At 68.4% G+C, this 24,204-nt stretch carries 22 protein-coding genes and 2 pseudogenes; 11 read left to right on the plus strand and 13 right to left on the minus strand.

Going from position 1 to position 24,204, the window contains the following annotated elements; translation table 11 throughout:
* Positions 1-1,176 precede the first annotated feature (1,176 nt).
* The 5 genes from QH276_RS07180 to QH276_RS07200 form a co-directional block, all read right to left on the minus strand.
* A complete protein-coding gene (locus QH276_RS07180; RefSeq protein WP_104360076.1) occupies positions 1,177-1,671 on the minus strand; it encodes a hypothetical protein in 495 nt (164 codons plus the stop codon).
* Between the two features lie 251 nt (positions 1,672-1,922).
* The gene (locus QH276_RS07185; protein ID WP_052373434.1) at positions 1,923-2,291 is read right to left on the minus strand and encodes an ANTAR domain-containing protein; all 369 of its coding nucleotides are present in this window, start codon (positions 2,289-2,291) and stop codon (positions 1,923-1,925) included.
* Between the two features lie 183 nt (positions 2,292-2,474).
* On the minus strand, positions 2,475-2,774 hold the full coding sequence (locus QH276_RS07190; RefSeq protein ID WP_228807839.1) for a P-II family nitrogen regulator: 300 nt from the start codon (positions 2,772-2,774) through the stop codon (positions 2,475-2,477).
* 20 nt (positions 2,775-2,794) lie between these two features.
* Positions 2,795-5,362 carry a DUF2309 domain-containing protein gene (locus QH276_RS07195; protein WP_043601197.1) on the minus strand — a complete coding sequence of 856 codons (2,568 nt, stop codon included), beginning with the start codon at positions 5,360-5,362 and terminating at the stop codon, positions 2,795-2,797.
* The gene (locus QH276_RS07200) at positions 5,359-6,951 is read right to left on the minus strand and encodes a proton-conducting transporter membrane subunit (protein WP_104897572.1); all 1,593 of its coding nucleotides are present in this window, start codon (positions 6,949-6,951) and stop codon (positions 5,359-5,361) included. Before QH276_RS07200 ends, QH276_RS07195 begins: the two co-directional genes overlap by 4 nt.
* A 228-nt stretch (positions 6,952-7,179) precedes the next feature.
* Between QH276_RS07200 and QH276_RS07205 the strand changes: the two genes are divergently transcribed.
* From QH276_RS07205 to QH276_RS07230, 6 genes are all read left to right on the plus strand, one after another.
* Positions 7,180-8,085, plus strand: a complete 906-nt coding sequence (locus tag QH276_RS07205) for a helix-turn-helix domain-containing protein (RefSeq protein ID WP_063832113.1) — start codon at positions 7,180-7,182, stop codon at positions 8,083-8,085.
* Between the two features lie 183 nt (positions 8,086-8,268).
* Positions 8,269-9,315 carry an L-threonylcarbamoyladenylate synthase gene (locus QH276_RS07210; RefSeq protein ID WP_280406672.1) on the plus strand — a complete coding sequence of 349 codons (1,047 nt, stop codon included), beginning with the start codon at positions 8,269-8,271 and terminating at the stop codon, positions 9,313-9,315.
* An 8-nt stretch (positions 9,316-9,323) separates the two neighbouring features.
* Entirely contained in the window at positions 9,324-9,635 is a 312-nt protein-coding gene (locus QH276_RS07215) for a helix-turn-helix transcriptional regulator (protein ID WP_081872663.1), read from the plus strand.
* Positions 9,632-10,489, plus strand: a complete 858-nt coding sequence (locus QH276_RS07220; protein WP_029930710.1) for a DUF6671 family protein — start codon at positions 9,632-9,634, stop codon at positions 10,487-10,489. The genes QH276_RS07215 and QH276_RS07220 overlap by 4 nt, the downstream gene beginning before the upstream one ends.
* Positions 10,490-10,568: 79 nt before the next feature.
* On the plus strand, positions 10,569-11,549 hold the full coding sequence (locus QH276_RS07225) for a TerC family protein (RefSeq protein WP_029930709.1): 981 nt from the start codon (positions 10,569-10,571) through the stop codon (positions 11,547-11,549).
* Positions 11,550-11,716: 167 nt separating this feature from the next.
* Positions 11,717-12,250, plus strand: coding sequence for an Rv1733c family protein (locus QH276_RS07230; RefSeq protein WP_029930708.1), 534 nt, complete (start codon positions 11,717-11,719; stop codon positions 12,248-12,250).
* Between the two features lie 323 nt (positions 12,251-12,573).
* On the opposite strand, the pseudogene QH276_RS07235 reads toward QH276_RS07230, so the two are convergent.
* Together QH276_RS07235 and QH276_RS07240 are read right to left on the minus strand one after the other, a co-directional pair.
* Positions 12,574-13,727, minus strand: a pseudogene (locus QH276_RS07235) (IS3 family transposase).
* 69 nt (positions 13,728-13,796) lie between these two features.
* On the minus strand, positions 13,797-14,096 hold the full coding sequence (locus tag QH276_RS07240) for a Na+/H+ antiporter NhaA (protein WP_280400151.1): 300 nt from the start codon (positions 14,094-14,096) through the stop codon (positions 13,797-13,799).
* Positions 14,097-14,108: 12 nt separating this feature from the next.
* On the opposite strand from QH276_RS07240, the gene QH276_RS07245 reads away from it, so the two are divergent.
* On the plus strand, positions 14,109-14,345 hold the full coding sequence (locus QH276_RS07245; protein WP_029930830.1) for a hypothetical protein: 237 nt from the start codon (positions 14,109-14,111) through the stop codon (positions 14,343-14,345).
* Positions 14,342-15,115 (plus strand): ABC transporter permease, encoded by a 774-nt coding sequence (locus tag QH276_RS07250; RefSeq protein ID WP_029930829.1) that lies wholly within the window; start codon positions 14,342-14,344, stop codon positions 15,113-15,115. The genes QH276_RS07245 and QH276_RS07250 overlap by 4 nt, the downstream gene beginning before the upstream one ends.
* On the opposite strand, the gene QH276_RS07255 is transcribed toward QH276_RS07250, so the two are convergent.
* From QH276_RS07255 to QH276_RS07265, 3 genes and pseudogenes are all read right to left on the minus strand, one after another.
* Positions 15,112-16,200, minus strand: a complete 1,089-nt coding sequence (locus QH276_RS07255; protein ID WP_052373458.1) for a sensor histidine kinase — start codon at positions 16,198-16,200, stop codon at positions 15,112-15,114. The genes QH276_RS07250 and QH276_RS07255 overlap by 4 nt on opposite strands.
* Positions 16,197-16,487, minus strand: a complete 291-nt coding sequence (locus QH276_RS07260; protein ID WP_280205975.1) for a winged helix-turn-helix domain-containing protein — start codon at positions 16,485-16,487, stop codon at positions 16,197-16,199. The genes QH276_RS07255 and QH276_RS07260 overlap by 4 nt, the downstream gene beginning before the upstream one ends.
* 256 nt (positions 16,488-16,743) lie before the next feature.
* Positions 16,744-17,019: pseudogene (locus QH276_RS07265) on the minus strand (response regulator); the annotation flags it as partial.
* 219 nt (positions 17,020-17,238) lie between these two features.
* Between QH276_RS07265 and QH276_RS07270 the strand changes: the two are divergent.
* From QH276_RS07270 to QH276_RS07280, 3 genes are all read left to right on the plus strand, one after another.
* On the plus strand, positions 17,239-18,198 hold the full coding sequence (locus tag QH276_RS07270) for a DUF1259 domain-containing protein (RefSeq protein ID WP_081872688.1): 960 nt from the start codon (positions 17,239-17,241) through the stop codon (positions 18,196-18,198).
* A 22-nt stretch (positions 18,199-18,220) separates the two neighbouring features.
* Positions 18,221-18,895 carry a family 16 glycoside hydrolase gene (locus QH276_RS07275; protein ID WP_052373457.1) on the plus strand — a complete coding sequence of 225 codons (675 nt, stop codon included), beginning with the start codon at positions 18,221-18,223 and terminating at the stop codon, positions 18,893-18,895.
* A gap of 122 nt (positions 18,896-19,017) precedes the next feature.
* Positions 19,018-19,233, plus strand: coding sequence for a DUF378 domain-containing protein (locus QH276_RS07280; protein WP_029930824.1), 216 nt, complete (start codon positions 19,018-19,020; stop codon positions 19,231-19,233).
* Between the two features lie 100 nt (positions 19,234-19,333).
* Here the strand turns inward: QH276_RS07280 and QH276_RS07285 are convergent, their stop codons facing one another.
* The 3 genes from QH276_RS07285 to QH276_RS07295 form a co-directional block, all read right to left on the minus strand.
* A complete protein-coding gene (locus QH276_RS07285; RefSeq protein ID WP_029930823.1) occupies positions 19,334-22,384 on the minus strand; it encodes a Tn3 family transposase in 3,051 nt (1,016 codons plus the stop codon).
* Between the two features lie 61 nt (positions 22,385-22,445).
* The gene (locus tag QH276_RS07290) at positions 22,446-22,808 is read right to left on the minus strand and encodes a hypothetical protein (RefSeq protein WP_029930822.1); all 363 of its coding nucleotides are present in this window, start codon (positions 22,806-22,808) and stop codon (positions 22,446-22,448) included.
* Positions 22,809-22,878: 70 nt separating this feature from the next.
* Complete coding sequence (locus QH276_RS07295; RefSeq protein ID WP_280198110.1) at positions 22,879-24,138, minus strand: Nramp family divalent metal transporter; 1,260 nt, start codon at positions 24,136-24,138, stop codon at positions 22,879-22,881.
* Positions 24,139-24,204 lie beyond the last annotated feature (66 nt).

Consider the following 24,204-nt stretch of genomic DNA (forward strand, 5'->3'; position numbering starts at 1 on the left):
GGCGGGCTTCGGCTGCCCACCGCCGGATCTGCTCGTCCATCGACGCGGCAGCCGACCCGGCTGCATCGTCTTCCGACTTCTCTTCAGTCACAACAGCATCCATCGTTCCCAGGACTTACACCGGAGAACTTACAGACCCTCCTGAAGCTCTAGAGGCTGGGGATGCGTGCCTGCCGTATCGGATTGGCAATGGCAAAGGGTGGCGACATGTAGCTGTCAGTGATTCTGAGCTCTTGCTGGTGGCACGTGGTCGAATGCGTGTGTCGGCGTGCTCGGTCGTTTGCGGTGCGTGGCTGGAGGGTACGGGCCGCTGCTCGAGACCTCGCCTGTCGTTGTTCACCTCGGGTCCGGGTCTGAGTACCGTCGCGGTTCCACCGGGCAGGTGGTGGCGGCGATCCGCGCTGGGACAGCGAACCTTGCCCATGCCGCGGCGGTGGCGACCGCTTTGTTCACCGCGTTCCTCTCGCCGCTGAACATGGGCGTGGAACAACGCATCCAGCGTGGGCGAGTGACGGCCGTCGACGACGGTACATGCCGCGGCGACGCACAACGCGCGGATCGGGTTCTGGTGCGCGCGGGCTGTGGGGGGGGGGGGGGGGGGGGGGGGGGGGGCGGGCCCCCCCCCCCGCGGGGGGGGGGGGGGGGGTGGGGGGGGGGTTGGGCGCCCCCCCCCCCCCCCCGTCCGGTGAGGTTGCAGGTCTTCACCGGAGGACCGACCGAACAACGCTGGTCGTCTGCGGGTGGCAGGGGCTGGGGTCCAGGAACGGCGAGGTAGAGGGCGGAAGACGCGCGGTGCACGGGGGCTTCGGTGGTCGGCGCACGGGCGGTGTGGGCGGCTTCTAGGGGATGGCGTAGGCGGCGCTGGCCGTGGGTAGTGGAGGTGCGGGTGTAGCACGGCCACCGCACCTGACTGCTGAAACTTGATGAAATCGATCCCGCGTGCCCCAGGTACGTGACTCTTGCCCACCCCTTGACTCGAGTGAGATTGCCGTTGCTGACGTTCTCGGCGAAAACGGCCTGCACGCCTCGTTCGGTGATGCCCACAACTCGGGGGAGATCGCGGATGATGACGGCCAGTACCGCTGGTTACGTCAACCACCGACACCGACACGATCGCCCCCTTTCTCCACGGGATCGGATAGGTCGGGGAACTCGCCACACGCCGCGCGCGTCCTGTCAGGTGCTCATCGGCCTCGCGTCGGGCCAGGCGTAGTCCTGAATTCGGCGGATCCGCAGCCCGGCGGGCGCGGTGTCGCGCAGGTGGCGGCGAGTGCACTCGGTGATAAGCCACGCGTCCGGCCCGGCGGCCAGGACCAGCAGTCCCGCGCCGCGGTCGCGGCATAGCCGCGCCAGCACGCGTGCGACGCGGCGCGGCAAGGCCGAGAATCCGGTGCCGGGCACCTGCGAGACCGCGCTCACCGTGATTCCGCGCCCGCTCGCGGTCGCCCGCAGTCGCGCGGCCAGCGTATCGGCGCGGTCGATGCGCTGGGCCTGGCGCCACGCCAGCAGTCGTGCGTTCAGGCTCGCGCGGGCGGGAGGAGTCAGCACCGCCAGGATCAGAACCCCGTGGTCGGGCACCAGATCCGTCACCACCCGGGCATCGACATCGTCCACATCGGGATCGGTGACATCCAGTGCCAGCACGACCGGGGTATCGACCGCAGCAGCCACGACGGCTCCTTCTCGGACAGCAGCGCACGCGGCGCCGCGGTGGTGGGCATCGGGGGCGTCACCACGGTCGAGGGGTGTGGGCGACCACCCCCGATATATGAATCGTAACTTACGAATTACATTTCGTCGATTGGGTTGTGTGTCGCTGCCCGATGCCTGCGCGGGCGAGCCGCCGCGCTGGCAATCGGGTGTCGACCGTTGGTCACGTTGGGACAGCCCCCCGGTGGCGTCGCTACCGCGTACGTTCGTCGTCATCGGGGAGCGGGTGTGTGGTTGAGCAGTAGCCGCTCGACCGCGGCCCGCTGTTCGGGCAAGGCAGGCGGGAGAGCGGGTAGCGCGGCGATCAGCGCGGTGGCGAACGCTCGCGCATCCGATCCTGTGTCCTGGATCCGCCAGGTGAGCACCCGCGCCGCGTGAGCGGTAGGCACCCCATAGACCGCCATCAGCACACCGATGGCCTGCTCGATCACGGCCGCTTCTTCGACCAGGACCGGCAACGGCACATCCGGACGGGTGCGCTGCTGTGTCAGGAACCACTCCCCGGTGCCCGGCACCAGGGTCGACGGCGCGGGGGTGCGGGTCGCCTCGGGCCCGCGCGGCTCACAGTGGTCGTCTGGCATGGTCTTGTCTTACCCGTTTCTGTTCGGTTCAGCGGAAGTGATCGGGCATCCGGACGGCTCCGGGGCGCGAGCCGACCGGGCGCGGCACTCGCTGGTGTGGTGGTATGGTGTTCGCTCCCTGTCCACGGATCGCCCTCCACAGCGCACCGCCGCAGCGGCCCATAGGAACGGGTGGCGGGTGGGTTACGTGAAGTAGTCGGGTCGGCTGACGTAGGTGTCGGTGACGAACATGACTCCGGAGGCGTTCTCGAGCAGGGGGCGGAGGCCGGCGATGAGGGCATCGGCGCGGTGATCGGGGATGACGGTGATGAGCAGTGCGAGGGTGTCCTGTTCGTTGAACAGCAGTCCTCCTTGGTGGTAGCCGTTGTGGCCCAGGCCGGAGACTCCGGAGATGGCGGTGTATCCGGTGGCGCCGGAATGCTCGATGAGGCGGCGGACCTCGGATGCGGCGGTTCCCGGGACGATGACTTCGATTCTGGTCATCCTCGTGAGGTCGGCGCGGGTCATGGCTGTGCTCCGTTCGTGGGATACAGGGTCCATCCGCTGCGGGTGCGGTGGTGCCAGGGCGAGGACGGGCCGGTGCGGGCGAGCAGGGTGATCCAGTGGTTGTCGACGAGATCGCGAAGTTTGGGGTTGCGGGCCAGAATGGTGTCGATTCGCTGGTGTGGTGCGTAGGCGAGGACGAGCAGGCGCATCGGTTCGTGTACGAGGCGGTCCCCGACCGCGACCGATTGCCAGGGCAGGCCGGTTCGCAGGTCGCCGGCCGGGCCGGTGAGAACGCCGATTCCGCCGACGACGTTGTGAGTGGTCTTGGTGCCTGCGCCGAAGGTGTCGGGGGCGACGGTGGAGAAGTAGTACTGGCAGTTGATCCACTGCGCGACGATGACCGGTGCGGTGAGGATCGTTTCCAGCGCGGTCGCGGTCGGGTCGTCGTCGGGGTTGTAGGAGTGCAGGAAGCAGCGGCGGCGTAGGTCGATGCCCGCGGACATAGTGCGTGGTCCGATGATGAACGCGGCGTTGCCGGCCAGGCCCCATTCGGGATATACCTGCGCCCAGTCCGCACTGCGGGTCTGGGCGTGGCGGGCCGCCGCGTGCGGGCTCGGTCGGTCTGGTGCGCCGGGAAGCAGGGGGGATCGTTCGGCGGCGAGGCGGCGTCCGGCTTCGGCCAGGTCGGAGGTGAGGCGATCGAGGTCGGGGCGGTGGGTGTCGGGTACCCGGTGGCGATCGAGAATGGTGACGTGGTCGCTGGTGGTGTCGTGTTCGGCGGCGACGAACCAGCTGTCGTCGGGTATGTCGATGCCGCGGCTGAGGAGCTTGCCGCGGACCTCGGTGTCGTTGAGGATGTCCACGGCGGCGCGAGCGTTCGGCCCGCCGGGGTTGCCACCGCAGGCGCCACAGGCCAACGCCGAGTGGAGGGGGTTGTTCTCGGTGTTGGCGCCGTGTCCGCAGAACACCACCAGTCGAGCGAAACCGCGAGTGAGTCCCATGACCGTGAGGGCGGTTTCGGCGATCTGCACGCGCTGGTCGAGACCGAGCGCGCCAGCGGTGTCGATCACGGTGCGGGCGGGGGGCGCGATCCGTGCCCGGGTGCGGGTGCGCCAGCGCCGGTAGCGGCGGGGGGCGATGGTTTTCGCGGCGGCCACGGGTCCGCTCGCCCAGCCGAGGATCTCGGCGAGGGCGAATGGCGCCGCCAGGTCGGCTTTGGCGGTGTGGACCGCGTCGGTGGTGGCGGCGAGGGTGTGCAGTCCGGCGATGTGGCGCTGCGCCGCAGCGGGCGCCGTCGGATCGGGTTGTTCGTACAGGTCGATGTGGGGTGTCACCAGAGCAGGCGCCGCGATGGTGGGGTCACCGTTGGCGAGGGCGTGGATGCGGCTGGCCACAGCGAAGAACCCCGCGAATCCGAACGTGTCGTAGTCGCCCAGCGCCTCGAGATGCCGACGCAGTCCTTCCGAGCGGGGATCGATGCACAACACCAATTGCGCGTCGGCGCGGGCGCGGGTCGGGGCGGGGGCGGGGTGGTCCAGTTCCTCGAGCAGACCGCGGCGATAGTGCGTCTCATAGGCGTCGAGCCACACCAGGGGGCGCGAATCGACAGGCATGCGTTCGAGAATCCCGCTGATCGACGCCTCGGCGGCGGCATCGAGATCGATCGTGCCCAATGCCTGTGCCGCGCGGCGGGCGCGGTGTGTGGCCGTATCCGATGGACGAGCGGGAACAGGTGCCGTCGGTGCGGGTAGTTGGGTGGTGTCGAGCAGCTGCGCCTCGTAACTGAGCCGGACGGCGAGATAGTCGACCAGGTCGATTCCGGCTCCGGGTGTGTTGCTGCGCCACAGGATGTGACTGGCCCAGCCCGGCAGCCGCGTCAGATGCGCGCGCAGGTAGGCGATCCGTTCGCCGCCGGATCCGACACCGAGCACAGCCAGCGCTTGCGAGACAGCCTCGGCGGGATCAGGGGGGAGGTGGCGCAGCGCGCGGCGAGCCGCCGCCGGGAGCCGGGGATCGCGTGGCGCCAGATCGGCCCAGGCCCGGTAGAAGCCTCGGTCGCGGCCGGGCAACACCCAGCTGGCCTGGCAGAGATCCAGATACGCCGAGCACCATTTGACGGTTTGGGCGTCGATCGCTGCCGCGGTGCGTGCGCAGAAGCGTTCGCTCAGAGTGAGAAGCCGACGAGCGTGGGGTGACGGGATCGATCCGTGGACAAGGTCGGCCAGCAGGATATCGACGGCGGTGTGGGCGCGACCGCCGATCTCGACCGGTGCCGCGGTGACGGCGTCGGGGAATCGGCGCTCGAGAGCCTCGCTCAGATCGGCCGTCGTGATGCGGCCGGTGGTGTGGGCGGCACGGAACTCGGCCTCGCCGAGGGTGCCGCGGGCACCGTAGAGATCACTGGCGATGGTGAGGGCGTCGTCGAAGCGGCGATGTTCCAGCCCGCCGAGCGGGTTGACCGCGATGAAACTGCTCAACGGCCACACAGGAGTGAGAACGCGGGCGGCCACGCTGATCTCGGCTCGCAGCTGTGCGCGGCTGACCGCGCTCTGATCGACGGTGACTGTATCGACGGTGACTGTCATGATTCTCCTACCACAGCGGGAACGAACGATCTGGCGGGCGCTGTGCGGCGCGCGCCACCGGGGAACGAGGTCCTGCGAGCGCGCGGACCGAGATCGCCGAGACTCAGACACGCCACATACAAGGTCTTGTGCAGTGAGGCCAGCGCGGGGACGGTGGTGACCCGCGCGAGGGTGAGCACCGCGATCACCGCGAAGACCGGGATCAGCGTCCACGCGCCCAACACCGCCGGACCCTCGGCCCGCAGCGCGGGTCCGGTGAAGGCGCTGAAGACCGACAGCGCGCCGAGGTAGGCGACCATCACCGCGACGAGCACCGCGATGAACACACAGGCAGGACCGGGCCTGCTCACGCGCCGGGACCAGCCCCACACCAGGTGTGTGCCCGTCACCCACGCGAACGCCAGCAGCAACACCGTCCCGGAATGAGCGAGCCCGAACACCGATCCCCACAGCCACACCGCACCAGCGAGCGCCACTGCGGGCACCACAAGCGCGAGCGCTCCGAACGCGCGCCGCGCGCCCGCACTGCCCAGTGGTCGCGGTGGCGCGGTGCGCTCTGCGAGATGGTCGCCGACCGCGGACCCGGACCCCAGGAAGAGAGCGGCCTTGTACATGCCGTGTGCGACCAGGTGGAACAGCGCGGCGGAGTAGGCGCCGAGAGCGCATGTCATCACCATGAATCCCATCTGTCCGACGGTGGAGTAGGCCAGTGCGGACTTCACATCGGGTCGGGTCAGCATGAGCGCGGTGCCGTAGACGGCGGTGAGCGCGCCGGCGACGAAGGCCAGACCCATCACCGCGGCGTAGGAGTCGATCATCGGGTGCAACCGCAGCATCAGCACCCCGCCCCCGTTGACGATGCCGGCGTGCAGCAGCGCCGACAGTGGTGTCGGCGCGGCGACGGTGGCCGGAAGCCACCCCGCCATCGGGACCAGCGCGGACCGTGCCACCGCCGCGACCACGAGGGCTCCCGCGACGAGCGGCCCCGTCGGCGCCGACGTCGTCGTCGGCAGCTCGAGAGCGCGCAGGTCGACGTTCCCCCACTGCACGGTGGCCACGATCACCCCCGTCCACAGCGCGATATCGCCGACGAGCACCATGCGTGCGGTGCGTGTGACCGCCACCGGCACCCACGCATCGGCGCGATAGACCCGCAACAGCCACCACAACCCGAGGCCGATCGCCGACCAGGCCACAGCCATACCGATCAGCGTGGCCGCGGTGACCATCGCCGCGGTGGCCGTGGTGAGCAACCCGGTCGCCGCGACGAAACGGTCCGCCCGGGCGTCCCCGCGCAGGTACCGCGTCGCGAAGCCCTGCACCACGGCACTGACACCCAGCACCAGCAGCAGCAACACCACCGACACCCGATCCGCGTAGAACCCGGCCATCACCGACCCACCCGAGCCGATGGTCACGACCGCGTCGACCGGGCCGCGCACCGCCACCGACCACGCGACCACCACAGCCGACACCGCAGCGAACGCCGTCACCGCGACTCCCCAGCGACGGCCGGTGCGCCCTCCCGCGAGCAAAAGCAGACCGGTCATCGCCGGCGACAGCACCGATATCAGCAGCAGCACACTCACTGACCTCTCCTCCCAGCGGACAAGCCGCTGATCACTCACCACCGCGCGTTCACCCGTTCCCGATGACCACCCGAACACGGGCCCGGTTGCCACCCGATTGCCGCGAGTAACCTCCGGGAACTCGATCGCGCGCTGTCGATCACGCCATAACGCGATTCAAGATACACGAAATCGAAAACACGTATTTGAATGTGTTAAATCACTGTCGCATGTTGTAGCGTGCGAGGCGTGACGGACTGGACGTTTCTCACCAACCACGCTCGGGTGCTGCTGTGCATCGCCCGTGACGATCAGATGCGGCTGCCCCAGATCGCCGAGGAGGTCGGCATCACAGAGCGGGCGACCCGGCGCATAATCACCGAACTCGAACGCGCGGGGTACCTTGAGCGAAACCGCGACGGTCTGACCGATCGCTATCGCCTCAACGGCAAGCTGCCTTTCCGGCCCCGGACCGACCGGGACGTCGCCGTGGGCGAGGTCCTCGACCTGCTCGAACACCACACCCGAGACGACGAAATCGTGGCCGAGGTCGCCCGACTGGAGCCTCGGCTGGTCGGCACGACCTCGGCGTGGATGATGCTGCTGGTGCGCAGCGTCGATGATCTGGACGCGGCCGTGTCCGCGGTCAACGACTACGTCAACCACCTGCGCGAAAGTCTCTCGCCGGCGAGTCGGCACGACAGCACACTGCTGGGCATCTGGGTTCGCGGCGACCTCGAGGAGGGACTGCCCGAATGGCTGCACTACGAATCGGCCACCCCCGCGGCCCAGGGCGAGGCCCCACGAACGGCCATGGTCGAGGCCATGGTCGGAGTCCGCAGATCGGTGTCGCTGTCGGGGCTGTGGACGCTGTGCTGGATCGACGGCCCCCTGCTACGGGCGACCGACACCACCGACCAAGCCCGTCGGCATGTCCTCGACGCTCTCGTCGCGGCGACCTCCGAACCGGGAGGGTCACGCCCGGGCGGCCTCTTCTACGCCAGCTTCGCCGCGAGCCGCCCCTCGACATTCATGGCCGCCGAGGTCGCCGATCTGCGCGCCCGTCATCCGCGGCTGGTGGCCGAGCAGTGGTTCGTCGTCGACGACGACCAGGGCATCCAGGGGCTGATCACCTACTCCGAGATAGACCGATGACGCACTCAGCCCGATCGACGAAAGCCGACGCCCCTGAGACACTCTCCGACACGGTCGCCCCCGCCCCAACCCCCGCGGGCCCCCCCCCCCCCACACCCCCCCGCGCGGCGCGCCGCCCCCGGGGGCCCCCCGGCCCAGGCGCGGAACATCCGCCACGCCGCGGAGATTCTGCACCGCGGCGGTCTGGTCGCCTTCCCGACCGAGACCGTGTACGGGCTCGGCGCCGACGCCGAGAACGCCGAGGCGGTCCGCCGGGTCTTCGAGGTCAAGCGGCGACCCGAAACGCACCCACTGATCGTGCATCTCGCCGATCCCTGCCAGCTCGGCGACTGGGTCACCGAGATATCGGGTCCCGCCCGGGTGCTCGCCGAGTGGTTCTGGCCGGGCCCGCTCACCCTGGTCCTGCCGCGCGGTCCCCGCGTTCCGCCCGTTGTCACCGGCGGATGCGACACCGTCGCGGTGCGGGTCCCGCAGCATCGCGTCGCGCTGCAGTTGCTCACCGCATTCGGAGGGGCGATCGCGGCGCCGTCGGCCAACCGCTTCGGCGCCGTCAGCTGCACCAGTGCCGACCACGTCGCCGACGAACTCGGTCCCGTCGTCGACCTCATTCTCGACGGCGGGACCTGCCCGGTCGGGATCGAATCCACCATCATCGACGTCACCGGCGACGAGCCGACCCTGCTGCGCCCGGGCGCGATCGGGGTCGACGATCTCGCCCAGGCGCTGGGCCGACCGATCCGCACGACCACACCATCGCGCGGGCACCGCGCGCCCGGGCAGCATCCATCGCAATACGCCCCCCGAGCGCGCGTGATCCTGGTCGAGGAAAGCGACGTCCTCGCCGAGGCCCACCGGCAGCAATCGCACGGCCGGCGAGTCGGAGTCCTGCGATCCCCCACGAGTGCGGCATCGACCTTCACCGGCAACGTGCTGGTGATCGAGGTACCGACCGCCATCGGCGACTACGCCCGCGATCTGTACCGACTTCTGCGCGAATTCGATCGGCACGACTGCGAGGTCGTCATCGCCTCGCTCCCCACCCGCGCGGGTGTCGGCCTGGCCATCGCGGACCGCCTCACCCGCGCCTCCGCTCCTCGCCCCGCAGCAACCGCGTCGACCAGCACAGCCGCCGAGAAGGGAGGCGAACCGTGTCAACGACGTCGCGCGAGCGCGACCAAGCACATGCGCAACTCAATTCACGTAAGACAAAATGGCAATCAGGGATCGTAGATTGTAGGGTGATCACGGTGGCGGACTGGACGTTTCTCACCAACCACGCGCACGTGCTGCTGTGCATCGCGCAAGACCCCGGGATGCGGCTACGCGACGTCGCCGACGCGGTCGGCATCACCGAACGCGCGGCCCAGCGCATCGTGGCCGAACTGGAACAGGCGGGCTACCTCGACCGCGTCCGCGACGGGCGCCGCAACCGCTACCGATTGAACCAAGAACTGCCGCTGCGGCACCCCCTCGAACGCGACCACGCGGTCGGGGAAATCCTCAGCGTCCTGACCGCCGAGCCGAAGAACGCACCCGGCCGCAGCGCATGAGCGCACCCCACCCCTACCGCGACCGCGACGTCGCCCTGGCCACCAAACACGGCAAGGAGCAGGTACTGGCCGCCGCCCTGGCCGAACGCCCCGGCCTGACGGTGCAGGTCGCCACCGGCGTCGACACCGACGAACTGGGCACCTTCACCGGGGAGATCGAACGCCCGGCTCCACCGCGCGAGACCGCGTTGAGGAAAGCCCGCCTCGCCATGCAGGCCCTGGGGTTGCCGCGTGGACTGGCCTCCGAAGGCGCCTTCGGCCCCCACCCCGGTATCTGGTTCGCCCCGGCCGGGCTGGAAATCCTCGCCTTCGTCGACGACGATCTCGGCCTCGAGCTCACCGTGCACCACCTGGACTGCGACACCAACTTCGACCACACCGTCGTCGACCACCTCGACGAACAAGCCGCACAATTCCTGCGCACCGCTCAGTTCGGCAGCCACGCGGTGATCGTGCGGCCCAACAGCGCCCCCCGGGGCGACGCCCCGCTCTACAAAGGCATCCGCACCAACACCGAACTTGCCGACGCCGTCGCACACTGCGCGACGGCGTCGTCGGACGGGCGCGCCCGCATCGAAACCGACATGCGCGCCCACCTCAACCCCACCCGCATGCGCAGCATCGCCCGACTGGCCACCGAACTGGCCGAACGCCTCGACCGGCTCTGCGCGCGCTGCGACGCCCCCGGGTTCGGCCACATCGCCACCGAGCCCGGACTCCCTTGCAAGTTCTGCTTCACCGCTACCCCGCAGCCGGCCGCCGACATCCACGGCTGCGCCCGCTGTGAACACCGCACCAGAATCGAGCGTCACGAACTCGCAGACCCGGCGGGCTGCCCCTCCTGCAACCCGTAACGCTCATCGAGCCCCGCACTCGCCGCCCCAAGGCGCAGTGCAACTCACGCACCATCGATACGAACCGAGGAAACAGATTATGGATGTCCCCACCTGGCTGTGGGCGGTGTTCGGCGCGATCTTGACCGCCAGCCTCGTCGTCGATCTCGTGCTGCATCGCGGCCCGCACGTGATCGGCTTCAGGGAAGCGCTCCGCTGGAGTGTGTTCTGGGTCGGCCTGTCGCTGCTCTTCGCAGTGCTCGTCGCGGTCGCGGTCGGCCCGACCGCCTCGGTGGAATTCACCACCGCCTGGCTGCTCGAGAAGAGCCTGTCGGTGGACAATCTCTTCGTCTTCGCCCTGATCTTCGGGTACTTCAACGTGCCCCGCGAATACCAACACCGGGTGCTGTTCCTCGGCGTGCTGGGCGCGCTGGTCTTCCGCGCGATATTCCTGCTCCTCGGCATCGCCGTGGTGCAGCGGTTCACCGTAGTCCTGTTCGCCTTCGCCGCGATCCTGCTCTACAGCGCCTACAAACTTCTCAAGGACGACGAGGAGACCTACGATCCCGGCAAGAGCACCGCGGTACGGCTGGTACGCAAGTTCATCCCGGTCCAGGAGGAATACTCCGGCACGCACTTCTTCGTCCGGTCGGCCGGCAAATGGGTCGCCACACCCCTGCTGATCGTCGTCGCCGCTATCGAGGCGGCCGATATCGTCTTCGCCGTCGACAGCGTGCCCGCGGTGCTGGCGGTGAGTAGCGAACCACTGATCGTGTACTCCAGCGTCGCTTTCGCCATTCTCGGATTGCGCGCCCTGTACTTCCTGCTCTCCGGAATGCTCGAGCGCTTCCACTACCTGTCGACCGGTCTGGCGATCATTCTCGCGTTCATCGGCGTCAAGCTCATGCTCCAAGCCGCCCACAAGACGATCAGCACCGCGGTGCCGGAGGTCCCGTCACCGGTCAGCCTGGCCGTAATCGTCGTCGTGCTGACGGTTTCGGTGGTCCTCAGCATCCGCCGACCACTGCCCGAGCAGCCCGCACAGCCGGACTCCCTGGGCGCCACCGAGAAGCCGGACTGAGCGACCACCTCCTGCACGGATGTCACCGGAGACGTATTCGCGGTTCGAACTATCCGCTGTGGGATACTCCGAGGACAACGATCGTGCTCGCGTGAGGACAGTCAGTTCGCCGAAAGTGGGTGAGCGAGATGTCTGGCCACCCTTCGGCGCCGATCCGGATCTGGCGGATGCGGCCGTGGAACACCAACCCTCTGATGCATGCGCACATGCGATTCGAGACTCTCGCGGTAGCCCTGTTACTGCTTGCCAGCATCATTGCGGTGCCGATCGCCGGAGCCGTGGGGACCGCGGCCTACAGCGGTATGCGAACCCGGATCCTGACGGACAACGCGACGAAGATTCTGGCCTCCGTGACGATCGCCGACGATCCGGTCCACCTGAAATCCGAGCGGCGATTCCAGGCCACAGTCCGGTGGTACCAGGACGGGCAGGACAACACCCTCATCGCTCCCGTGCCGCACACCGCCGAACGCGGCCAGCAGGTTACGGTGTGGATCGGCGCTGACGGCACCCCGGTCGACCCGCCCCGGCAAACCAGCGACGCAGTCCTCGACGGCCTCGGAGCCGGCATAGCGGTCCTTTGCGGAACCTGGTTCACGGCAACACTGCTGATCTGGTGCGGACGACTGCTTGGCGACCACCGCCGAAGAACCGCCTGGGCAGCGGAATGGCAACAACTGAATCATCCGACCACGCAATGACCCCACCGTCTCCGGAATCACCGCGATCACCCGCGAGGGCATAGCCAAAGCCCGCGCGAAAAGCCGACTCAAAGGAATACAGCCGAAACTGTCTCCGACAGCACGCAAGACGACGATCTGGACCACCGCTACCACGACCCCGGCGACGACGCGAGCCTGACCGACCCCGCCGAGGAATACAGTGTCGTCCACACCACTCTTCACCGCATCGTCAGCGGCCACACTTACGTCGGCTGACTTCTCATCGGCAAGGGTATGATGTTCCCCCGGTTTCGTGGAGTCGGTGATGTTCCCCCGGTTTCATGGAGTCGGGATACTGGACTTCAGGCCACGGGTTGGATGGACGGTTGCATCATCTCGTACTCGATCGGGGTCCGCATACCGAGCGCCGAGTGACGGCGGCGCCGGTTGTGGAAGATCTCGAGGTACTCGAAGATCGCGTTCGCCAGCTCGATCCGAGTTTTCCAGCGCTGCCGGTTCAGCAGCTCGGTTTGCATTCTGCCCCAGAATGATTCGATCACGGCGTTGTCGTAGCAGTCACCGATCGACCCCATCGACGGCACCAGCCCGGACTTGCGGGCCCGGTCGGTGAAGGCCCAGGACGTGAATTGAACGCCGTGGTCGGAATGAATGATCGTGCCCGGCTCCGGCGACCGGTTCGAAATCGCCATCCCGAGTGCGTTGGTGACCAGCGCCGCGGTCTGGGTCGAGTCGATGGACCAGCCGACGACCCGCCGCGAGTAGGTGTCGAGCACGACCGCGCAGTAGACCTTTCCTTCCCTCGTGTAGTGCTCGGTGATGTCGGTGACCCACAGCTGGTTCGGCCGTGACCGGGTGAACGCCCGGTCGACCAGGTCATTGGCGGTCGGGGTCTGATGCCGTGGCCGTGCCCGTTTGACCCCAGGCAATCCTTTGATCCCGGCGCGGGCCATCAACAGTTCGACCTGGTTGTAGCCGACCCCGATACCGAGGCCGAGGGTGAGTTCGGCGTGCACCCGCGGGGCGCCGTAGGTGCCGCGGGAGGCGGCGTGGACCGCGCGGATCTGGTCGGTGAGCCAGGCGTGGCGGATCGCTCGTTGCGAGGGCGGGCGTGATTTCCAGTGGTAGAAACCGGACTCGGAGACGTCCAACAGCCGGCACGCGACCTGCACCGGCAATCCCTCGCTCGCGATCGTGGCTATGGCCGCGTAACGCCTTTTGGGCCATTGCCCTGTTCTTTCAGCAGCTCACGCGCCCTTTTCAGGATGGCGACCTCGTGCTCGAGCTCGCGGATGCGGCGCTTTGCTGCGATCAGTTCGGACTGTTCGGCGCTGGTTGCGCCGGGTATCTGGCCGGTGTCGATCAGTTCTTGTTTGCGCCAGACGTAGATCGTCTGGTCGCTGATGCCCAGGTCCGCGGCTACCTGCGCGACCGGTCGGCCGGCGGCGACCAGGTCCAGGACCTTGCGACGGAACTCTTCGGGATAACGCCTTGGCACGAACAAGTCTCCTTCGATGACTTCGTGACCAAGAGTCAAGCAAACCAACTCCGGAAAACCGGGGGAACATCACCCTCCAAGGAAGCGGGGGAACCTCACCGGCCGCAGCAGGTGCTCCGTACGCTCCCCGGGCGAGGAGTCCGCACCCGCATCGCTGGTGGTGCGCAGGATCAGGCCCATCGCCACACCGGCCACCGTGGCGTGCACCCCGCCGTGGTAGGTCAACGCCCAGATCGCCAGCCCGAGCGGCACGTACCACCACCAACCGCGCACCCGGTACCGCTGGAGCAGGTGGAAGACCACCAGCCCTGCCAGAGCCGCGCCGAGGGCCGCGGGATTCAAGTCGGTCGTGAAGAAGACGGCGATCACGAAGATCGCGCATTGACCGTCGAACCGCAGGTGCTGCTGCTGGACGAACCGACCTCCGCCCTGGACCCCACGACCACCGCCGTGGTGGGCGAGTTGATTCGCGATCACACCGCCGCCGGGGGCACGGTGATGCTGGTCAGCCACGACGAAGGGTTCGTCGCGCAGGTCGCCACCACGGTGTGGCGGCTCGAGCACGCGAAGCTGACCCCCGACACCCGGGGGCTCGACCGACACCACGGGCCGCGATGAACCCCGAGGTGTCGCTGCCCGGCTGGGGTGGCGTGGCGGCCAGTCTGGCGCTGGTCGCGGTAGCGGTCGCCATCGCCTACCGGCAGCGGCTGCGGTTGACCCGCGACCTGCTCGCCGCCACCGCGCGGGCCGCGATCCAACTGGCGGCGGTCGGTGCGATCCTGCTGATCGTGTTCGCGCACACCGGATTACCGGGCGCGCTGGCCTGGGTCGCGGTCATGGTCGTCATCGCCGGGCAGGTAGCCGGGCGGCGCGGTGCGGGCCTGCCGCATGCGCGCCGGGCCGCCACGATCGGCGTAGCCGCGGCCACCGCGGCCACCCTGTCCGTGCTGGTGCTGCTCGGGGTGATCTCGACCCAGGCCCGCGTGGTGGTGCCGGTCGGCGGCATGATCGTGGCCGGGGCCATGCAGGCCGCCGGCCTGGCCCTGCACCGGATGCTCGAGGACGCCCGCCGCGCCCGGCCCGGTATCGAGGCCCGCCTGTGCCTGGGCCTGCCCGCCTCGGAGGCGTTCGCCCCGTACCGGCGCTCGGCGCTGCGCACCGCGCTCATTCCGGCCATCGACGCCACCAAGGTCGTGGGCCTGATCAGCCTGCCCGGCGCGATGACCGGACTCATCCTCGCCGGAGTGGACCCGCTGACGGCCATCCGCTACCAGATCGTGGTGATGTACATGCTGCTCGCCGCCGCCACCATCGCCGCCGCAAGTAGTGGTGCGCTGGCCCAGCGTGCGCTGTTCGACGACGCGCACCGGCTGCGGAGCATGAATTAGCGGCGCTTCCCGCCCACGGTGTCGCCATCGATGGCGAGGTCAGCAACGGCGGGCAATTCCACGGTCACGACGGCGCCGCCGTCGGGATGGTTGGCGGCGTGGACACGGCCGTGGTGGCGGGCGGCGATGGCCGCGACGATCGACAGCCCGAGCCCGTTACCGCCGCGGGTGCGGGCGGCGTCGGCGCGGGTGAACCGGTCCAAGGCGTGGGGCAAGAACTCGGGTGGGAAGCCGGGCCCGTGGTCACGGACAGTAATGGTGACCATCGAATCGTGCTGTGCCGCCGTGAGGTGGATGGGTGGAAGCCCGTAGTCGAGGGCATTGTCGATCAGGTTGCCGATCGCGCGTTCGAAGCGGTCGGGGTCGACGCGCACCGACAGCCGCGGCGGACAGTCCAGCCCGATCGGGTCCGGGTAGCGGTCGGTGATCGCTGCGAGGAGGGGGTGTAGTTGGTGGGTATCGCCGGTGAGGAAGCTGTCGTCGTCGCTGCTGCGCGCCAGCAGCAGGAGGTCCTGGGCCAGGCGGGAGAGCCGGTTGGTGTCGTCGAGCGCGGCGCGCACCGTGGCGATGAGCTCGGTATTGCCGCGGGGTGCGCGCAGGGCGAGTTCGAGTTCGGTGGTGAGCAGGCTCAACGGGGTGCGCAGTTCGTGGCCGGCGTCGGCGACGAAGCGGCGCTCGCGGTCGAGCGCGTCGTGCAGCCGCGCGAGGAGATCGTTGAATGTGGTTCCCAGGCGCGCGATTTCGTCGTCGCTGTCGGGAATCGGCAGGTACGGGTCCGGATCGTCGGGGCGCAGCTGCGCGGCGCGGGCGCGCATCCGCTCGACCGGGCGCAGTGCGGCGGTGGCCAGCAGAAAGGCACCGGCGGTGGCGAGAATCCAGATCAGCGGGAACGCGAGGAGCAGTTCGCCGCGCAGGTCGGTGATCATCGCCTCGATCAGTGCGCGGCTGGGGCCGTCGGTGACCGATTCGTCGGCGGCGTCGCGGGCCTGGCGCACGGTGACGACACCAATACCCGACAGCACCAGCGCCATCAGCACACCGAAGGCGACGGTGAGCCGGATCCGGATGGGCCACCGCGAGATCACGACGGCTCCCGCTGTCCGGTCGCGGTGACCGGGTTGAGGCGGTATCCGACCCCGCGCAGGGTCTCGAGGCTGGTGACCCCGAACCGGCGGTCGATCTTGTCGCGCAGGGCGCGGATGTGCACCTCGACCACATTCGAGCGGGACTCGAACGCGAAGTCCCAGCAGTGTTCCAGCAGCTGCTGGCGGGTGAACACCGCGCCCGGATGCCGCAGGAAGGTTTCCAGTAGCGCGAATTCCTTGGCGGTCACCTCGATTTCGGTCTCGCCGCGCCACACCCGGTGGGTCACCGGATCCAGCCGCAGATCCCCGGCACACAGCGGCGGGGGGGGGGGGGGGGGGGGGGGGGGGGGGCGCCCGCGCCCCCCCCCGCGCGGCCCGCGCCCCCGGCGGGGCGGGGGGGGGGTGTGGGGGGGGGGCGCCCCGGGCGCCCCCGCCCCCCCGCCGCGCGGGGGGCGCGGGGGGCCGGGGGCGCAGCAGCGCGCGCAGCCGCGCGAAGAACTCCGCCAGATGGAACGGTTTCGTCAGGTAGTCGTCGGCGCCGCCGTCGAGCCCGGCCACCCGGTCACGAACCTGCCCACGGGCGGTGAGCATCAGAATCGGGACGTCATCGCCCTGGGCACGCAGCGTGCGGCAGACGGTGAACCCGTCCAGTTTCGGCAGCATCACATCCAGCACGATCGCGTCATAGCCACCGCCGGTGGCGGCGTCCAACCCGGCGACCCCGTCGGGGGCGATATCGGCGGCATATCCTTCCTCGGTCAAGGCGCGCCGCAACAGCCGCGCCATCCGTGGCTCGTCCTCGACCACGAGTATCCGCATCACTCACCGCCCTTTCCCGCCCTTCACAGCATGCCGCAACGACCGCCACCTCCGATGCCAGGCTTCATCGCAGCTTCATACTTCATCGCAGCTTCATACTTCATCGTGGCTTCATCACCACGGAGTAGATCTGTCCGCACACACCGCACCGCGCGACCGAGCAGGAGGCAGAACAGCGATGGACACGCCGATCACACTGTGGGCCGGAGGAGCGAGCTGATGACGATACGCACCGCGTTGACCGCCCTGCTCGCCGTTCCGCTGCTGGCCATCACGGCCTGCGGAAACGACACCGACACCCCCGACTCCACCACCACCGAGCACGGCGGCACCGCCGAGCACGCCGCCGCCACGCAAACCACCGACGCGGACTGGGCACCGGTCGCCGAGATCCTGGGCCGCAGCGGAAAGTTCGACAAAACCAATACCGTCTACCGGGTCGGGCTGCCGCGCACCGATCTGTCGGTGCAGGTCCGCGACGTCACCATCAACCCGGGCCTGTCGCTGGGCGGGTACGCCGCGTTCACCAAATACGGCGACCAGGCCATGCTGATGGGCGACCTGGTGGTCACCGAGGCCGAACTGCCCGCCGTCACCGACGCGCTGCAGGCCGGTGGCCTGGCCCAGACCGCGGTGCACAAACACCTGCCCCAGCACGAGCCGCCGATCTGGTGGACCCACATCCACGGCATGGGCGACCCCGCCAAACTCGCGCAGACCATCAAAGCCGCGCTGGACAAGACCGGTATCCGCCCACCCACGCCGGCATCGGGTGAGCAGCCGCCCCTGGACCTCGACACCGCCGGCATCGACACCGCGCTCGGCCGCAAGGGCACCAGCGAGGGCGGGGTATACAAATACGGCATCGCGCGCGCGGAAACCGTCACCGACGGCACCCACACCCTGCCCGCGGCCCTGGGGTTGACCACCGCGATCAACTTCCAGCCCGTCGGCGGCGGCCGCGCGGCGATCAACGGCGACTTCGCGATGATCGAATCCGAGATCCAGCCGGTCGTCCAAGCGTTGCGTAGCGCCGGTATCGAGGTCGTCGAGATCCACAACCACGGCCTCGACGACAACCCCCGATTGTTCTACATGCACTTCTGGGCCGTCGACGACGCCGTGCGCCTGTCCAAGGCACTGCGCACCGCACTCGACGCCACCAACCTGCAGAAATAAACCCCAGTATCGAGGTAAAACCGTGCTCACACGCGCGCGAACCGCGCTCACCCTGCTCGCCACGGTCGGGGTGGTGACCGCCGGGACCGGCTGCTCCGACACCGGCCCGGCATCAGAGCCCACCACCGCGGCTGGGCCCACCGCGACCGTCGGCCAGGTCACCACCATCGGCTTCGACGACAACACGACACTGCCAGAGGGCACCGACATCGCCACCGGGACCTGGCAGATCCAGGCCCAGGACGGCACACCCACCCCGCCGAACGCGTTGTGCCAGACCGCCACCGCCGAATATCCCGCCCTCACCCTCGGCCCGGCGAACTACACCGACGCCACGATCAGCGTCCGGTTCCTGCCCATCTCCGGCACCGAGGACCAAGCCGCCGGAATCATCTTCCGCAGCGTCGACCCCGGCAACTACTACGTGCTGCGCGCCAACGCACTGGAAGGCAACGTCAACTTCTACCAATACACCAACGGCACCCGCTCGATCCTCGCCGAAGCCAACACCCCCGTCCCGACCGGACAATGGCAGGAACTGCGCGTCGAGATCACCGGCGACACCATGACCGGCTACCTCGACGGCACCCAGATCGTGCACACCCGCCACGACCGCCTGCGCAGCGGCCGCATCGGACTGTGGACCAAGGCCGACTCCCACACCTGCTTCGACGACTTCACCGCCACGGCGCGGTAGCGCGAACACACCCACGCCACCGGTCATGGGCGCCTGCCCCGTCGCCAGACGCCCATGACCGACCCGGCTCGCCGCGAGCGGCAGCCGGTGCATCACGACACATCTCGAGAAGGGAACCTACGATGCGGCCACGCACGATACCGGACTGGATCGCCTTCGTATTACTGCTGATCGGCGCGTTCGCCTGGGCCGCGTTCGTCACCGACGTCAACGTGCTCGACCGGGCCCTGGAACCGATCGCCGACCCCCTCGACGACATCGTGTTCGTGCTCATCGGGCTCGCCGGCCTGTACTGGATCATCCGCGTGATCACCGGTGAACGCAGCCACCAGCACTGAACCACCCACGAATCCTGCTGGATGGGGTCCCGCACCGGGCAGCCGAGACCGGTGTCCGAGCGGCTCAGCGGGCAGAACGCGCCCCAGGAGCGCCCCCGGGTCAGTCGTCCTCGTCGGGGGCGTCCGGATCGCGGAGCGGCCGGTGGCCCTCGCCGAGTTCGGGCAGATGGAAGCTGTAATGGCCTTCCAGGCGAATGTGCTTTCGGATGAACGCCGAGAGGCGGGCGGCGTCCTCATCGCGCACCGGATAGTCCTGGGCGCGTAGCTCGTCCAGTGCCCGGTCCAGGTACACCGAATTCCACAGCACGACACAGTTCAAGATCAGGCCGAGCGCGGAGAGCTGGTCTTCCATGCCGTCGAGGTAGGCGCGGGTGATCTCGCCCCTGCGGCCGTGAAAGATGGTGCGTCCCAGGTCGTGACGGCCTTCTTGGAGGTTGGCTTGGGCCTTTGCCTCGCGCCGATACGGTTCGTCGTCGGCCATCCGCAGAATGTGCAGCGTCTTGAAGGTCCGGCCGTAGTGGGCGATGGCCTGTCCCAGGCTGGTGGGGTTGCCGTCGCGGGAGATCATGCGGGTGACCTCGTGCGCGGAGACCTCACCGCGGTTCATCGACACCGCCACGCGGCACATGTCCTCCCAGTGGGAACACACTTTCTCGATGTCGATGCGGCCGCGTGCGGCCTTGTCCAGGGGACCGTAGTCGGCGGCCGGGTCGATGCGCCACAATCGCTGATCAGGCAGGTGCTTGAGCTGCGGCCGATACTTGCGGCCCAGCAAATGCAGCAGGCCGAAGACGATGTCGGAATACGATCCGGCGTCGGAAATGATGTCGTCGGGTACCTTGCTGCCCTCGGGTTGGCGCAGGATCACGTCGATGGCGTTGAGCGAGTCACGCGGGGTACCCGACACGACCATCGCGTTGAGCCCGGCGGCCTGGTCGTTGAGCATGTTCAGCCAGGTACTGCCTCGTTTCGGTCCAAAATATTTTCGGTTGGGTCGGGCGTGGATGGACCGGACGGGCACGACGAACCGCATCCCGTCCACACTGGCGACGCAGCCGCCGCCCCACAGCTGAGCCAACGGCACGTTCGCTTGGGCGTTGACCAGCACCGTGTTCGCCACAGCCATCGTCTCCGCCCGAATATAGTGCTGGTCGACGTGGCGCAGCCGATCCCGTGTCAACGCGTCCGCGCCGGGTGAAACCACCGGCGCCAGACCGACATTCATCGCCTGCGAGCACAACACCGCCGCGACCGAGACACCGAGGTCGGCGACGCGGGCACTGGTGCCGGCGACGTGCGTGAAGGATTCACCGAACTCCGGAAGCCACGACATCACCTCCAACACCAGCTCCGGCAGGTCGACCCGCGGAATCATCGCCGCCGCGCGGCGGCGCAGATCGGTCAGACTGGGTGGATCCGGCACCGCGCTCAACGCCGCCACGTGCAGTTTGCCGTCCTCATCCACGCTGGCGGGGGTGTCGTCGCCCAGGCGCGCGGCCAGCTCCCGGTATGCGGCATCCACGCTCGCGGCCAGCTCACCGAGCATCGGCCGCGGATTGTCCGGCAGGCCCAGGGCGTTCATGCCGGTGTCGCGGGCAGTCTCCCACGCCATCCCCGACAGCAGATGCGTGCGCGGGTCACGCCATTTCGAGGAATCCTCGGCGAAAATGTTGCGGTAGCGCAGATGCCGATGGAACTGTTCGAGCACACACAGCGTGTACGCGGCCCGATCCACCGTCTCCTCCGGCCGCTCCGCGGGGTACACCAGTCGCTGCCAGCCGCCGCTCACCAGGTCGTGATCGACACGGCGGGCTTCGAGCCAGCGGGCCGGGAGCCCACGGCTCCGTTGCGGGGAGATCAGCTCGGCCAGAGTGTGCATAGCCTTGAGGACCGGCCCGGCGTCGCCGGTGGCGCCGAAGTCGATGGTGCGCATCATCGCGGGTAGGAATGAGCGGACCGTGGCGAATCGGCCGGCCAGCTCCTCGAGGCGCTGTCCGTCGAACTCCGGATCCGCTTGCGGGACAAGCTCGTCGATCGCGGCCAGCGCCGCGCGTAGCTCGGATTTGGAGACGGTGCTCTCGATCAGGTCCCACACCAGTTCCAGGGACAGCTGCGGGTCGGCCTCGCTCATCTCCAGCAGTACCCGCACGGCGCGGGCGAGCTTCCCGGCGTTGCGGGTCACTCGGGGATATCGGCGCAGCTTTTCGTCCTTGGACTGGCGTTCGGCCTTGGCCATCAGGTCGGTGACCATGAGCAGGTCGAACAGTTCGAGCACGTCGTCGACCGCTTTGGCCCGCAACGTGAACGCTGTCGCCGTCAATAACGCAAGCAACCGTTCCCGCTGTGACTTCAAGCGCCGTAGATGCGAGGTCTTGCCGGTGATCCCGTGCGCCGCCAGGGCGATCAACCGGCGCGGCGGCACCTCGGTGATATCGACCGACGCCGGGACCACCGCATACAGGTCCCGCGCCCGTGCCAGCGCGTGCTTCATTCCCGTCGTCGACGGGGTGAACGCGCCCCTGCGCAGGCGTTCCAGCTCAACCACCTTGCGGCGGCCCTCCTCGCGGGTTTCCAGCAGCCCCAACAGGATTCCCGCTTCCCGGCCGGTGAGCTGGGAGGCCAGATGCGTCCACAGCCGCTGATCAGCGGCCTGCTTGCTCTCGGAGACGAGCCGTTCCAGGGTCGTCACGCCCGGAAGCAAGGCACTGCGTTCGCGCAGCCAGCGCACCGCGCCCGCGGTCAGAGCCTTCGGGCCGTCGCCGGTCATCCACGCTTGATCAGCGATCCACGCCACCAGCTCGCCCTCGACCTGCGCGAACTCGGTCAGCCCGTCGGTGCGGACGATCTCGTCCTGATGGTCGTAGCGTGTCTGCTTGCGTTCGGTGTAGGACTTCACGCAGGTCGGGTCGGCGATATCGAGCTGTTCGGCCAGGTAGGTGACCACCTCGGCCGGGACATCGAGCGGATCCGGCAAGAACATGCCAAGGTAACGCACAGTCACGAGCTGGAGGGCGAAACCGAGGCGGTTGCTGTCGCGGCGACGCTCGGCGATCAGCTTGCGATCGGCATCGTCGAGGTAAAAGAACCGCTCCAAATCCGTCTGCGACAGCACACCGAACCGGCCGTATTCCACGGCCCCCTCATCACGCACAGCCGCACATGAAACCACCAGCGGCGCAACCGCGCTCGCTGTTCGACCGAATCAACCAGAATCAGAACAAGATCTCGGCCGAATCTTCCACATCAGGTATCGGCCCAGCCACGAAATCGGCGAACCATGAGCCCACGTCGACCGGGTCCGATTCCGGCGGCAACCCGGTCTCACGCCACACCCCGTACGGATCGGCTAGCCCGCGGCAATACCAGCCGGTGCTCGCGTCCCACAGCAGCACGCTCAGCCGCGCCGCCGGCACCGCGCCCTCACGCACCGCGAGCGTGAACCAGCCCGAACTGCCCCGCACCGGATCCGGCGGGTACAGGACCGGATCCAGATCCGCGGCGGGCAATCCCAGAGCCTCGCCGATCAGCACCTGAGCCTCGGCGACCAGGACCGCCGCATTCACCGCCTCCAGCATTCCCGCATGATCCCACCGACCACTGACACGCACCGACCAGGGCAAACATCGCTAAGCGCGACTTTTCTCGTCACTGGACCCCACATGCCGTGACCGTGAGGTAGATCAGGGCCACGTTGAGTGCGGAGATGACGGCCGCCACCAGCCAGGCTGCTGCGGCAGTGAGCCGGTGGTTCGCATCCTCGCCCATCAGAGATCTGTCACTGGTGAAGCGCACCAGCGGAATGAGAGCGAACGGGATGCCGAAAGACAAAACCACCTGCGAGATGATCAGTGCGCGGGTCGGATCGATTCCGGCGGCAAGAACGGCGAGGGCGGGAATCAGCGTGACCAGCCGGCGAACCAGCAACGCTATCCGGCGGTGCAGCAGCCCCTGCATGATCATGGCGCCCGCGTAGGCGCCGACCGAGGTCGACGCGAGTCCCGAGGCAAGAAGGCCGACCGCGAGCAGTAATCCCGCCGCCGGCCCCAGCGCATCGCGCACTGCTGCGTGCGCAGTCTCCAGCGAGTCGACTTCATCGTTGCCGCGCAACGTACTGGCGGCCATCAGCAGCATCGCCAGATTGACCGCACCGGCCAATAACATCGCCGCCCCGACATCGAGGCGCGTGATCCTGAGCAATCGGGCGCGCCCGGGGCCGGCCTCCGGGTGGCCGTGGCGGTCCCGCGCCAGACCGGAATGCAGATACACCGCGTGCGGCATCACCGTGGCCCCGATCATGGCCGCGGCGAGTAGCACGCTCTCTGCCCCGTCGAAGCGCGGCACCAGGCCGCCGACGGTCTCGGAGATCGACGGTGGTGACATGACTGCGCTGGCGAGAAAGCCCACGGCGATTACGGCGAGCAGTCCGATGACCACCCGCTCGAACGGTCGCTGGCCGCGCCGGTTCTGAACCGCGAGCAGCCCCATCGACACGATGCCTGTGATCACCCCGCCCACGAGGAGGGGCAGATCGAACAACAGCTTCAAAGCGATCGCCCCGCCCACCACTTCGGCGAGATCGGTTGCCATCGCTACGGTTTCGGCTTGAGCCCAGTACGCAAGCCGTACCGGAGTACGCGCCCGCTCCCGCACCATCTCCGGAAGCGTGCGCCCTGTGACCAGCCCCAACTTCGCGGAAAGGAATTGCACCAGCCCGGCCATCACATTCGCTGCCACGATCACCCACACCAGCAGGTAGCCGAACTGCGCGCCTGCGCTGATATTGGACGCAACGTTGCCGGGATCGACATACGCGATCGCCGCGACGAACGCCGGTCCGAGAAGTGCTGCTGTCGAACGGGCTCGGATCAGCGGCGATCGCCGCGACGCGAGACGGGTCGTGCTCATCCCGCAAATTATACGGTGACCCGAACTTTCTTATTCAAGTATCCGAAAGTATTGCGAAAGCGGTGC

The organism is Nocardia carnea, assembly GCF_029869215.1.
Lineage (GTDB): Bacteria > Actinomycetota > Actinomycetes > Mycobacteriales > Mycobacteriaceae > Nocardia > Nocardia carnea_B.

Excerpts from the sequence above, each read along its gene's own strand:
- QH276_RS07185 (WP_052373434.1), bottom strand. The coding sequence starts at position 2,291 with ATGCCAGACGACCACTGTGAGCCGCGCGGGCCCGAGGCGACCCGCACC.
- QH276_RS07190 (WP_228807839.1), bottom strand. The coding sequence starts at position 2,774 with ATGACCAGAATCGAAGTCATCGTCCCGGGAACCGCCGCATCCGAGGTC.
- QH276_RS07195 (WP_043601197.1), bottom strand. The coding sequence starts at position 5,362 with ATGACAGTCACCGTCGATACAGTCACCGTCGATCAGAGCGCGGTCAGC.
- QH276_RS07220 (WP_029930710.1), top strand. The coding sequence starts at position 9,632 with ATGAGCGCACCCCACCCCTACCGCGACCGCGACGTCGCCCTGGCCACC.
- QH276_RS07225 (WP_029930709.1), top strand. The coding sequence starts at position 10,569 with ATGGATGTCCCCACCTGGCTGTGGGCGGTGTTCGGCGCGATCTTGACC.
- QH276_RS07230 (WP_029930708.1), top strand. The coding sequence starts at position 11,717 with ATGCGGCCGTGGAACACCAACCCTCTGATGCATGCGCACATGCGATTC.
- QH276_RS07250 (WP_029930829.1), top strand. The coding sequence starts at position 14,342 with ATGAACCCCGAGGTGTCGCTGCCCGGCTGGGGTGGCGTGGCGGCCAGT.
- QH276_RS07270 (WP_081872688.1), top strand. The coding sequence starts at position 17,239 with ATGACGATACGCACCGCGTTGACCGCCCTGCTCGCCGTTCCGCTGCTG.
- QH276_RS07280 (WP_029930824.1), top strand. The coding sequence starts at position 19,018 with ATGCGGCCACGCACGATACCGGACTGGATCGCCTTCGTATTACTGCTG.
- QH276_RS07290 (WP_029930822.1), bottom strand. The coding sequence starts at position 22,808 with ATGCTGGAGGCGGTGAATGCGGCGGTCCTGGTCGCCGAGGCTCAGGTG.
- QH276_RS07295 (WP_280198110.1), bottom strand. The coding sequence starts at position 24,138 with ATGAGCACGACCCGTCTCGCGTCGCGGCGATCGCCGCTGATCCGAGCC.